The following is an 11,718-nucleotide window of genomic DNA, read 5'->3' as shown; positions in this document are numbered from 1 at the left end:
AGCGGGGACAACCCATCAACTCGCCCTCTACATCGGCGCTATTGCTCGGCGCGCAGCTCGTCGGCACCCGCGGTGCGGAAATTTCCAAGCGCATCGACACCTACGCGGCAGCGCTGCACCACAGCATGACGATCGCCGCAATGAGCGACCTCGACCTCTCCTACACGCCCCCGCTCGGCTCCCCCTGGGATGCCGTGCAGGTCGCAACACAGGCATGGGAGCGCGAAGTCCGGACAATCGCCGTGGTGTAGCTCGCCCGTGCGTGCGGCTTCTGAGTGTGGGGACTACGTAGGCGGGCGGTCACGTCGTAAGCGAAGCGCGACCCACAAACCGCATCGTCGACAGATGAACGCACCGTCGTCTCCGAGGGCGTGCAGCTTCCTTCGTGGTAGATGCCGGCCGCAGCACGTGCAGGCGACATCGAGCTCAGTCTCCATAGGCCCTCATTGCCTCTCGGATCTGTTCAACCGTTGGCATCCCGGCCAACCCAGCAGGTGTGCTGTAGATGCGGCAAGCCAACTCACTACTACGATCCGACCCCGGGAAGAGATCGTTTCCGTCCACCGTGATCGTCGGGGAGCCCGCAAATTGAACCCCGGCGGCGTCTTCCTCTGTTCGGATGAGTCGATAACGCAGGCTCAATCCGTCGTGGCCTGTTTCGCTAAGCGCCTCGGCAACACGACGACTGGCCTCAACCCAGCTAGGGCAATCAGCGATATGCAGCAGCTCAATCTCCACGACTCAATCATCCTCGATTCTCTGCTGATGTCGTGACCCATTTGTGGTGGAGGGCTATCACCGAAAACGATCGTTTCTGGCGGGTGCACCGAGGTCGACTGCCGACGGCACGACACGCCGGTCTCGCGCCTGCCGAAACCCCCTGCCGGAACCTGTTGCGCCGAAACGGTCCGCCCGACGTTTTAGGCAGGGTGAGACTGAAATTCGGTTACCGACGTTTCGTGAGACAGCCAGCTGCTCCATGCACGCTGAGCTGAGCCGCGGTGTCTCTGTGTAGCTGGCAGTAGTGCCATCGGGCCGCTTCGCCAAAAGTCTCGGTTCCAGACCCGGTCACGGCCCGTGGGATGACTGCCCGGCAGTGAAAGAGAGTCAGGCCGAGGGCGAGATCACGCCGTGCATGCTTCGAGCAGCACAGCAGTGATGGGGCCAGATGAGGAATTTGCGCGCACCGCGACGCACGGAACGTATCGCGGCCGAGCGTCGCTGCTCGCCTCGTCGTCACTGTTGTCCCATTCGAACACGCGGAGCCGCAGGGTGTTGCAGAGTCGACCGATGAGTACGGCGAGCCCAAAAGGCAGAGCGAGGAGCAGGTCTACTTGAGCGTTGCCGTATGTCGCCGAAAGCTGGCGGATCAGACCAGCGACTTCGGAAGCTATTGCTCCTGCGCGAGCCGGGTCGATGAGGCCACGCTCGTGGAGTCGGATGACCGCGTAGGCATCAAGTTCTTCTCCGTGCTCGGCGAGGTAGCGGTCGAACGCCGCGTCACTTTGCGTGGGGAGAAGATCGACATACACCGCGACAGTTGGACGTGTGCCCTGTGGGGCTGGCTCCTCTGATTTCGTGGCAGTGAACTGGAGCGTTGGCGCTGACGGGACAGCCGCTTCTTCTCCGCTGGCCCAGATTGCATCGCGTTGATCGACGACCTCGAGATGGCCAATCCTTGCCGAAGGCAGGGCGATTCCTAGCGCGAAAGCGATCGACAGGTGTGCGCCACCCGTTATGCGTACTGCCCGAGCGCCTGTCCTGGTGATCGCATCTGGCAACAGTGTGAGGCTGCGACGGAGGTCCTCCAGTCCGGCCGAGTCCGGAAGCGTTTCGTGACTCGACCGGCGTACACGTATGTCGAGCTGGGCGCCAGTACGGTCGTAGACCTGGCCGATGTTTCGAGTCTGAATCGAGAGGTCGAATCGCCCATTGTTTTCCACCAAAGGGCGATGTTGCGCCATGCGATGTGCAACTGCCTTTCCGACGAGTGAAAGCAGTCCCTCCGGGCTTGTACCACTTTGATCTACACCCTTCAGGTCATCCTTCACCCGGCCCAAGAGCCGATCGGGAGCGCTGTAGTCAAGCGACGCAGATGATTCCTTTGCGACGTCGTTGGCGATCAGGAGTTGGAATCGGGCGTCAGACCGATGGAGGTCGATCAGCTTCGGCGCTTCGATGCCTCGAACGATCGGACTGTTCGCGATGTCCTCGGTGATGACAAACACCGCGCCCGACAGGCCATCGCCGATTGCTTCGGCCAGCCTCTCCGCAGTGTCCCCAGGGGGGAGGTCATCCTTGTCCCGCCAGACTGGAATGCCAGCGGCGCGTAGCAGCCAGGCGAGATTCGCCACGATCTCAGCCCCGTCGTTGTGTCGATAGGAAAGAAACAACGGACCGAGTACGTCGACACTCGTGCTCATTTTGATACTCCTGATCGCCTCTGCTCCGGGTATGTGACGAGTATGCAACGGAAGTCCGACGCCCGCGCCGCAATCCGCCCGGACGGCCGCGTGTCGGAGGCCCGGACTATCCTGATGACTACGCAGACCGGACGGAGTCGTCGCATCTGCCCAAGGTCACTGGGAGGCTTCATGGCAGTGCTGGATTCGTTCGACTCGTTGCAGGCTGAGATCGACGCGGACGTGGAGATTGTGCAGCTCGCAAGAGAGCGTCGAGACGTTTTCAAGACCGCTCTCAGCACAGCGCCTGATGTGAAGCTGGTCTGGGGGTCTGGATCTCTGGCCCGGAGCACGCAGCTGCAACCAGTGCACGATGTCGACCTGGTCGTCGAGTTCGACCCCGATCAGCATCCAGAGTGGGGCCAGCCTGGGAAGTCGGCCGAAGATGCAATCGAACGATGCCGCGATCTCGTCCACGAGCTGCTGTCTAGCGAGAGCGGATCACACGCGCAGCTCGTACGGCAGGTCAACACCGCAAACCGCAATCGAGCAGCAAAATGCTTCATCGACCCGCCCGGATCAGACGATGCGTTCACCGTCGATGTAATGCCGGCCCTACGTCGTTCGGATGGGATACTTATCCCTTTCAAGAGCGAAGAGCGATGGTCTCTGGCTGACCCCGAGTACCTCATCAACGAAGTCGCGGCGCGCCAACGTGAGTGGCCTCAGTTCCGGCCACTGGTGCGGGTACTGAAGTACTGGGCAAGGCAGCACAAACAGGACACCGGTCGGGTGAAATCGCTCGTGATGGAGGTTCTCGCTCTCGAATGTCTTTCTCAAGCGAACCGCCCAGAAGCCCTCAAGAATTTCTTCATCGAGGCCTCGAATCATGATCTCGTGATCGAAGACCCGGCGGAGCTATCTGGCTTGATTCAACCGGATCTCGATACTGCTGGCCTGCGCCGCGCCCTCGAAGACTCGGCTGCGTCAGCGTCTGCAGCGGTGAAAGCGGTCGCGAACAACGATCAACCCACCGCCACGCGACTTTGGCAGAGTATTTTCGGCGAGGCTTTCCCGCTCGTGCTGCCCCCGACCGGTGAACCCGACCCAGGCCCGCGTCCGATCAAGGACTCTCCCCAGGGATGATGCTCGCTACACGCACCTGGTGGGAAGATGACCCGCTCCGACTCGAGCAGGAGAAGATGGATGTGCGAGGCGTCGCACCTCTGCTCCAATGGACACCGGAAGGACCCGGATACTTCGAAGGCCCGTTGCCTCTCTGGCCCTTCGCGAGGCCTGCGCCCGCCGAGATAAGTGATCTGGTCGATCCATTCGTTGTGCGGGTCGAGTACACTCACGCGTTCCCGGCGGCGCCGCCCCAGGTTGTTCCGCTCATTCCGCAGCCAGCTCAGAACCTCCGAGGCTTCACGCAATTTCATGTGCTCCCGAGCGGGCGACTATGCCTGATTCGCGACGCTGATCAGTGGTACCCCTGGTCTCAGACCAGCGAACTGCTGCGGAAGGCTTCCGGGTGGGCAATCGAATTCGCACTCTTGGAGAAGCGAACGATCGCAGAGATGACGACCAGCGGGATCGCGCATGACGATTGCCTAGACTCGATCATCGAGAAGGCCGTCGAGGAGTCTCGTTGACGATCGGAGAAGACTGGCTGGTTCTCCTGCCCTCGGAAGCGCAAGAAGTCATCGAGAACGGGCATGGGTGGGGCAATCTGACGTGTCGGCTTTCTGGTCCCGATCGAGCGGCGCTGGTCGTCGCGCTCTCAAACGAAGGATCAGATCGCGTCCCGGTCATCACCGACCCCGGGCATTTCCTGATGAGTGCCGACTTCCACCCAGCCGGCCACTGGTACTCGGTCACGCAAGAAATCGTGGTCGTGGAGTATTTCCTGACGAGGCAATCCGGCAGCCTGACGTTCGAAGAGTTCAAGCGCATTGTGCCCAGGGCCCTCGAGCCTTCCCCCGGAAAGTGGTCGATCGCCGTAACTTATTGCCCCGAACCCCCGGAGATCGTGGACGGGCAACCGCTACCGGCTTGGTCAGCCTGGATGGTTTCCGAATCCGTCGTGCGTCCGATTGCGCTAGACATCCACAACGGGCAAGAACTCCTCAGTGCGCTTGACGGGTACTGGCCGATCCGGCAGCTCTCGCAGACGCGGGTCTTGCTACTGGGCGCAGGAAGTATCGGTGGCGCCGTTGCGGAGGCACTTGCCAGCTACGGCGTTGGTCAGATCGACGCTGTCGATCCAGATCGGTTCCTGTTCCACAACGTGCCGCGACACGTCCTCACGACCGCTCGCGTGGGCATGAACAAGGTGGATGCACTCGCGCAGACGATTGGAGCCAACTGGCCGGAATGCGGATTCGTTGCGTGGCCAATCGACCTCGTCGTCAACGCCGACGTCGTCCGACCATTGCTCGATGCCGCGGACATAGTCATCTGCACCGTTGACGGCGTGGAGCCGAGACGCGTTGCGAACTACCTTGCCCGCAGAGCTGGGAAGCCGATCGTTCTCGCTTGCGTACTGGGCGACGGGCGATACGGCGAGATCCTCCGGATCCGTCCCCTACCAGAGGTTGGGTGCCTTGAATGCCAGAGACGACGCCTCCAAGAGGCGGGACGCATAGATCTTGAGACCACGCTCGACCGTGGGTACGGCACCGGCACTCGCCACAACCCCATGACCGCCGTCGGCGGTGATCTCCACCTCATCGGTCAACTTGCGGCGAAGATCGCGGTCGCCACCCTACTGCGGCGGCAAGGTGAACTCGATCAGACGCTCGTCGACGACAACCTTGTGATCGCACTACGACCGGCCCCCGAGTATCCCAGCCCGTTCAACGCGACGCGAATGCTCGATCAGACCTGGTATCCCGCTGGGCGACCCTACGATGATTGCCCAGCATGCAGTCCGACGTGACAATCGAGATCGAGGCAGCAGCGATCGAGTTCATCGGACGGACGATCCGAGCAGGCGATCCTCGGTATGAAACGGGCGGAGCGCTATTCGGTCCATCTGACGGCAGTCGCGTCCTGCACGCCGCCGGTCCAGGTCCAAAGGCTCTCCACGGCGCTCGGCTTTTCCGTCGCGATCTCGCGCACACGCAGGAGATTGCGGAGCAGCTATATCGATCTGATGGGTCACATTGGATTGGTGAATGGCACACCCACGTAGACGTTCCACCAGTACCCAGCGAGGTCGACCTCGAAACCTACGTGAGGCACGTCACCGATCCTGACCTGCAATTCGGCCGTTTCGTAGCACTCATCGTTTCACTCAGCGGCACAGTTCCGACGCTTGCCACGTGGTCAGTGGAGCACCGAGGAGCTCACATTTTCTTGGTGGCAGGCGGGGCACGGCCGATCGTTCTCTGACGGCGACGCAGCCGCAAAACTGTGCTTCGGGGCGGGACATCAAGCTTCGAGTTCGGTGCCGCTGGTTATGACCGCGGATCGGTCTCATCGGCTCCGAAGATCGGGGACTGAGTCGGGGAGGAGACGATCAAGAGGTACCTCGAGTACTTGAGATAATGCGAGCAGGGTCCGAAGCGTGGGGTTGATCGGAGCGCCGGGGCGAGACTCGCCCTTCTCATACTTCTGATACGTGTACCGGGTCAGGCCAGCGCGATAGGCCACGTCTTCTTGACTGAGGTTCGCGCGGTCCCGAGCGGAGCGAAGCGATGTGGCCAGACGCTGGGCGTAGATTCGCCAGGCAGCTTCGACCTGCTCATTTCGCCTTGACACTTACTCAGACTGCTGAGTGGCGCACTCCCGTACGGCCTATTCTGTATGGCATAATTTCGGAGGCCATACGAAACAATCATGTCTCCGTCGGATTGCTCCGCTGTTCCTTGCACGTGTGCTGCCCATCCCGATGACAGGCGGTCGTGCCGCGGGAGAGGCCCGTGCATACGACCGCAGAGGTGGTGGCCTGAGCATGCATACGTCGTACCCGGTCTGGTGGAAAGACATTGAGGCCCCTCCGCCCGTCGAGTGGGTGTACATCTTTGAGGAATTCACTGGGGCTGAGAGCGCCGAGGAGTGGGCACTCGCTGCTGCGATCTTCGTGGCGCAAACCCGCCGACGCACTGCTGCCGGACCTACGTTTGCTGAGTTGTTCGTGCATCTGCTGCCCGATACGGACGGGCTACCGGGCCCTCTGCCCGCTGGGCTGGAGTTCATGCAGAGGCGACGCGTTGTCGCAGGATTCCGTGGGCTCGCTGCGATCGAATGGCGACGGCGAGGGATGATTAGCTTTGACAAAGGGGTGATGCGGAGCCTACGTGTCGGACGCGAGTTTCGGGTCCACTCGCGACGCCGACAACTCGCACGTCTGGAGCAACAATGACCGCGAACTTCCCGCCGAGCCTTGAGAGCGTCGTCGACCGCTTCGCAGCGGACTGGCCCGCGATCATCGATGTGAACCCTGGGTGGTATCCGCTGATTGCCGCGCTCGACTCCCGCCTCGCGGCTATTGCCCCCGCGTACTCCGTCTTCCAGGTGAAGTCGAAATTCGGCTCCCTCAGCTTTTTCGCGGCCGCCTCTGAGGACCCAGAAGAGTACGACGAGGAGTTCAACGAGACGATTCGAGCCGCGGAGTGGGAGAGCATCGTGACTTGTGAGGAGTGCGGGGCACCCGCTCGCCAGTACGCGATTCACCTATGGACGTGGACGTTGTGCGCTGAGCACGCGGCCGAAAAGGCCCGTTGAATGTGTCCCGCAACGGTTGCTGCAGCATGAGTCAAGAACATCTCCGACTTCGTCACCGCGACTCAGGCTGTTCATCGACCTCAGCCGCCACGATTGATCGCAGCCGAGCGCCGGGCGATCGCCGAGGTTCGAAGTCAGCGGGGGCAGTGGCAATACTCGGATGGTCGATCGGCGAACTTTGGCCCGGGAAGTGAGTCCGAGTTCCGCGATGCGTGCTCGCCTCGGACGGTCTCGAGGTTGGACGGCTGCCGCATGAGATCAGGTCGACACAGATTCTGGTCAGACATAGCCAGATCTAGGGGTTTATAGGGATGTATACGGAAACGCTATACATCCCTATAAGTCTCAGGATTCCAGCGAGTGTGGGACGACGTTGCCGCGACGATGGTCCTCTCAAGGCGATTTGCCATGACTGCGACGCGGAGGCGACCAACATTGCGCTCGCGTGGGCGGACGTTCGCCGTTATCTCATCTCTCCCTTATGTGAACGATTGAGCTCTCGGTTTGGAGACGCTCGCGAAGTACGCGATTCTCAAGCGTGAGCCGCTGCACTTGCGCGGCTGACGCGTCGACCAGGGAGGCCAGCTCTGAGACGCGTTCACGAAGGCGGGCCTCAGTTTCATTGCGTCTTTCTTGATCGGCGGGGCGGGGCGCAGTTCCTGTTCGCGTGCGCTGACGGCGCTTGTCTGCGACGGACTGAGCTATCTCAGGGAAGTGGCGCCAAAAGGTGCTGTTGGCCAGGCCGACATGTTGCGCGAGTCGGCGAACCGTGAGGGGCGAATCGGACTCGTGTCCTGAGAGTTCCTGAATGGCCGTTTGGACCTGTTCAATCGTTGGAAGGTTAACTCGTCGAGTCATCGGGATCTCCGTTCAGGCGGCTGAGGATACGTGCTCGTCGTTGCCGTAGGCGGTCGATGAGTAGTGGAGGCAAAGCAGGACGCTGCATGAGGTCGGCGTCGATTTGGAGGATCTCCAATCGCCAGGCGGAGAGGTTGTCTTCGGTCAACGCCACGTTTTGACAGGTGAGTGGCTGGCACGTCTCCAGGTCCGGGCCGTCCGGTGTCATCTGACATTGTGCTTTCGATGCATCGAAGATGCATGTCACGTAATGGCCCGGGTAGACCTGTGGTCCTCTCGACTTTAGAAGTCGGAGAAAACGGCGGGGATCCGTTTGCACAGTGCCTGCGTATACACCGTTCGAGCTGAACTCTGACAGCCTTGCGTGAGCTTCGTCGGCTGCCGGTCCGGCGAGTTGGAGATGATCAGTTCGCTCGATCATCGCCAAGAGGTGCTCGCCGCGTGCGAGTGCCTGTTCGGCTTCGACTTCCGCCCGAAAGCCAGAGTCGCTCGTGCCCGCGTACCCCTCGAACATTTGGATGCTGTGGTGCCGGTAGGCGATTGCGCCGGCGATTGCGCCTCCAGGACGGCGCGCGATGTACCAGGCGAGGGTCCGCCGAAACTGACGTGTGGTGAGACGCCACGGTTCGTCGTTGTGGTTGGGAATGCCGTCCTCGCGGTTGTGCACTCGGCAGTAACCGTTCACCCAGTCTCGAAAGCGATTCAGGGCGAGGTTCGTCCCGGCGACTGTTAGAACTTCGTTGGAGTTGCGTGCGCCGGATCCTCGACCCGGCCCTGTCCCAAGTGGGATGAACAGCCATGGGCCCGGCGACCCAGATGCTTCAGTTAAACGCCCGAGAACCCTAATCGCACGAGCGGCGGGTTCTCCGATAGTCCACATCGCGGGCACTCCCGCGACCTCTTCCTCGCCCTTGAATGCGAGGCTGTGGGCGAACCAGCGCATCGGAGTGCCCTGCGAGTCGGTGACGCACTCAGCGGCATCGGTTTGCAAGTGCTTGATCTCGCTGTCACGCATCCCGGACAGGAAAGCAATCACGATGTAGCAAGCCGTCTGCAGCAGGCTGGACATCCTTGATAGCGAGTCGACCTCGTGCGGGTTGGTTCGAAACCCCAGGATCCATGGCCGGCCGTCTAGTCGACCATTGATCCGTTGGTCCAAGTCCGCATATTCGGAAACACCTAGGGTTGCGGCGAGTTCAGCGATTTTGGTTGCGAAGGGGCTCAACGCGAGGGGGTTGCAACCGGCGGCGCGCGCGATCGCGGACATGTTGGGTCGGCCTGCGCTTCCGGGAAGTGGACGTCGAGCGGCTTCTGCTGCTGCAAGGTAGGCGCGAACGAGGCTCGGAGCCTGTCCCCAAGCAACTTTCTGACGTCGATGCGGGTCCTCGCCCACTCTCGACCTCGCTTTCCGGGCGTGCCAGAGAGCGGTGGCGTCGATGATGTCCTGCGAGAAGTCGTCGACGAAGCGAGTTGCCCAAACCAACAACGGCGCGTGGACGGCTTCGGGGATCCGCGAAGTGGCGTTCTCGGTGCGCTTTCCGGGATAGGGCTCGATCGACCAGAACGCGGTGAGGCGCGGATCGAATCCCAGCGCCCTGGCTCCGAGCGTGGATCGGTAACGCCAGAGATAGGCCACGGCAGTGCGCAACGCGTGCCGCTGCCACGGTGACCGAACGTTTGCGATGAGGTAAGTCTGATAGTCGTCGAGGTCGTGGGGCCGCAGGTCGGAAATCATCATCCCGGGGCGGAACGTGCTGAGCCAGTCGCTGAGGTGACGGATGCGATTCTGCATTGACAGAATCGTCTGGATGCCCGGCCGATCCTCGTGGGTCGGGATCTCACCAGAGAGGGCTGCGTAGCAGACCAGCTTGATCTCAAGTCGGTGCTCCGCAGGGATAGTTCCGAAGTGCAGGCTTTGAGAGCGTCCGCTTCGTTGCAATACGGCGACACCTACGGGCCAGACGTCGTCACTGAACCTTGCAGTCTGCGCGAGTGCCGCACCCTGAATCAGTGGGCGCCCGTGGAGAACGTACGGGTCGTCGGCCACCTCTGAAGGTAGTGCGTGGGCGTTGGACATCACGAATGCTCCCATCGTGGATCAACGAGATCTAGGAGGCGATCGCCTTGCTTGTGGTCTGTCGCTTCTTGAACCTCGCCCTCGGTGAATCGGGGAAGGACATCGTGACGGATCGCCGTCCAGCTTGGACCGTAGCGTCGCCACCAAGCATCGCTCGTCATGTGTGCGCGACGAGATTCGAGTCCTTCAAGGAGTGAGAGCAAGTTCGGGAGGTGGTCGCCCGTAATCACGCTGTTCGCGCAGCTGAAGCAGTCAAGGAAGGATTGAGAGCAGCGGCGTCCGGTCAAGGGATGGTGGGCATGATCTCGACACGCCGACCACGGCCCCTCGTCTAGTACGGAAGAGCCGGCGCTCGACGAAACCGCGGCGACAGGCATCGAAGTTGGGCGCACGTCGAGGCGTTGACGTCCGCTCGCCTGAAGAGCCTTCAGGTGGGCAGACCAGGCTGACCGTTCTGCGTCTGCGACGGCATCGGCCATGACACCGCGGGCCCAGTCAATGGTCGACGGGTCGCCTGATAGATAGTTGCGAAACAGCACAGGAACTGTGTTCGAGCGCGTAGCAGACGGCAGATGCCCACCTACTGCACGCGTGCGACGAACGTCGACGCTCTTCTTGAGCCTCGGAAAGCTCAGGGGCAGGTCATGCCCTGGAAAATGAGGAGAGTCTCCGGTGCCACGCGGCTCGTCGTTGCGGATTTGGTCCGAACTCTTGTCTGCGTGTAGGCCGTGTTTCCTGACCCAGTCCCGATTGCTCACCTCCGTGTTCAGGGCGGCCCCGAAAGGGTTGCCGACACGATCAGGTCCAGAGCGACCGGCCCCAAGCCATACGGCCCAGTAGGGGCTGTCAGCCACGAGCGATCTAGCTGGCTCCATAAGGCGGAGCATAAGGAGGTACAGCCCGCCAGGTGTGCGGAGTTCCTGGCCTGGCTTTCCGATTTCCCAGGTGGCCGAGTTGTGCCATCTGCCGGGGCCTCGTCGGCGCTTGAGCAAGCTGACCTCTACTGCGACGTCTTCGATGACGCGGTGACTGGTGGTCAGTTCTTTGATCGTCTCGACGTTCCATCCTGTCGTACTCACGAACAACGTCAGCAGAGGGATCAAGTCTCGCCTGGTGACGAAGACCTGTTCGCCCAACCGTCGACGGTGAGCCATCCGATCGAGGAAGGGAACCCCGTCGGCCGATATGCTGCCTGTCGCCAAGGCTTGCGCAATGGCTGGAGCGTCGTCGTCGGAGACACGTCGATCCAACCGATCGCGCAAAGATGCGACGTCCTGACGAGCGGCGGCGATAATCGACCGTAGTTCGCGGTCCGAGTATCCCGGAGCGAACGAGCGCGTGTTGCGCGTTCGCGGCCGGAATTTCTCGCGAAGGTCTTCTCCTATATCCACGGCGAAAGGGGGCAGATCGAGCAGCGTTCCGACGGCATGAAGGTGCTTCGTCACGGTCTGACGATTTGATGTCGCCTCAAGGCTTTCACGGAACCCGTCGAAGTGCCTCGGACGTAGCCGCTTGGGAGTCAAGGGCGGGTCGACGGAGCAGCTCAGGAAATGCACGAATCGCGACAGTATCGTCCAACCTCCCATGGCTGAAGAAAGAGTACGGAGACCTCCCGCTGGCCCCACTCGTTGGGCCCAACTCTCCGCCAAAGCA

General features: G+C 61.5%; 10 protein-coding genes. 5 read left to right on the top strand and 5 right to left on the bottom strand.

What is annotated here, in order from left to right; genetic code table 11:
- The first annotated feature begins 41 nt into the window (after positions 1-41).
- Positions 42-251, top strand: a complete 210-nt coding sequence (locus DW299_RS18060) for a hypothetical protein (protein ID WP_029259149.1) — start codon at positions 42-44, stop codon at positions 249-251.
- A 175-nt stretch (positions 252-426) separates the two neighbouring features.
- Here the strand turns inward: DW299_RS18060 and DW299_RS18055 are convergent, their stop codons facing one another.
- The gene (locus DW299_RS18055) at positions 427-738 is read right to left on the bottom strand and encodes a thioredoxin family protein (protein WP_081860107.1); all 312 of its coding nucleotides are present in this window, start codon (positions 736-738) and stop codon (positions 427-429) included.
- 386 nt (positions 739-1,124) lie between these two features.
- Positions 1,125-2,423, bottom strand: coding sequence for an SAVED domain-containing protein (locus tag DW299_RS18050; RefSeq protein ID WP_136031783.1), 1,299 nt, complete (start codon positions 2,421-2,423; stop codon positions 1,125-1,127).
- Positions 2,424-2,594: 171 nt separating this feature from the next.
- Between DW299_RS18050 and DW299_RS18045 the strand changes: the two genes are divergently transcribed.
- The 3 genes from DW299_RS18045 to DW299_RS19720 all read left to right on the top strand — a co-directional run bounded on the left by DW299_RS18045 (position 2,595) and on the right by DW299_RS19720 (position 5,795).
- Positions 2,595-3,548 carry an SMODS domain-containing nucleotidyltransferase gene (locus DW299_RS18045; protein ID WP_029259152.1) on the top strand — a complete coding sequence of 318 codons (954 nt, stop codon included), beginning with the start codon at positions 2,595-2,597 and terminating at the stop codon, positions 3,546-3,548.
- A 502-nt stretch (positions 3,549-4,050) separates the two neighbouring features.
- Positions 4,051-5,340 carry a HesA/MoeB/ThiF family protein gene (locus tag DW299_RS18040; RefSeq protein ID WP_136031787.1) on the top strand — a complete coding sequence of 430 codons (1,290 nt, stop codon included), beginning with the start codon at positions 4,051-4,053 and terminating at the stop codon, positions 5,338-5,340.
- Positions 5,325-5,795: a Mov34/MPN/PAD-1 family protein gene (locus tag DW299_RS19720; RefSeq protein ID WP_081860108.1), complete on the top strand. Its 471-nt coding sequence runs from the start codon at positions 5,325-5,327 to the stop codon at positions 5,793-5,795. Before DW299_RS18040 ends, DW299_RS19720 begins: the two co-directional genes overlap by 16 nt.
- A gap of 84 nt (positions 5,796-5,879) precedes the next feature.
- On the opposite strand, the gene DW299_RS19650 is transcribed toward DW299_RS19720, so the two are convergent.
- Positions 5,880-6,164 (bottom strand): helix-turn-helix transcriptional regulator, encoded by a 285-nt coding sequence (locus DW299_RS19650; RefSeq protein WP_081860109.1) that lies wholly within the window; start codon positions 6,162-6,164, stop codon positions 5,880-5,882.
- A 600-nt stretch (positions 6,165-6,764) separates the two neighbouring features.
- Here DW299_RS19650 and DW299_RS18025 point away from each other — a divergent pair.
- Positions 6,765-7,130, top strand: coding sequence for a hypothetical protein (locus DW299_RS18025; protein ID WP_029259156.1), 366 nt, complete (start codon positions 6,765-6,767; stop codon positions 7,128-7,130).
- 841 nt (positions 7,131-7,971) lie between these two features.
- Here the strand turns inward: DW299_RS18025 and DW299_RS18020 are convergent.
- Both DW299_RS18020 and DW299_RS18015 read right to left on the bottom strand, forming a co-directional pair.
- Positions 7,972-10,065: a hypothetical protein gene (locus DW299_RS18020; protein ID WP_136037401.1), complete on the bottom strand. Its 2,094-nt coding sequence runs from the start codon at positions 10,063-10,065 to the stop codon at positions 7,972-7,974.
- Positions 10,065-11,510: a hypothetical protein gene (locus tag DW299_RS18015; RefSeq protein WP_136031800.1), complete on the bottom strand. Its 1,446-nt coding sequence runs from the start codon at positions 11,508-11,510 to the stop codon at positions 10,065-10,067. Before DW299_RS18015 ends, DW299_RS18020 begins: the two co-directional genes overlap by 1 nt.
- Positions 11,511-11,718 lie beyond the last annotated feature (208 nt).

It is taken from the genome of Microbacterium sp. K35 (genome assembly GCF_004794375.1).
In the GTDB taxonomy this organism is placed as follows: domain Bacteria; phylum Actinomycetota; class Actinomycetes; order Actinomycetales; family Microbacteriaceae; genus Microbacterium; species Microbacterium sufflavum.
This window is presented reverse-complemented; position numbering and strand designations above follow the sequence as displayed.

Coding starts and splice junctions, on each gene's coding strand:
- DW299_RS18020 (WP_136037401.1), bottom strand. CDS start 10,065: ATGTCCAACGCCCACGCACTACCTTCAGAGGTGGCCGACGACCCGTAC.
- DW299_RS18045 (WP_029259152.1), top strand. CDS start 2,595: ATGGCAGTGCTGGATTCGTTCGACTCGTTGCAGGCTGAGATCGACGCG.
- DW299_RS18025 (WP_029259156.1), top strand. CDS start 6,765: ATGACCGCGAACTTCCCGCCGAGCCTTGAGAGCGTCGTCGACCGCTTC.
- DW299_RS18050 (WP_136031783.1), bottom strand. CDS start 2,423: ATGAGCACGAGTGTCGACGTACTCGGTCCGTTGTTTCTTTCCTATCGA.
- DW299_RS19720 (WP_081860108.1), top strand. CDS start 5,325: ATGCAGTCCGACGTGACAATCGAGATCGAGGCAGCAGCGATCGAGTTC.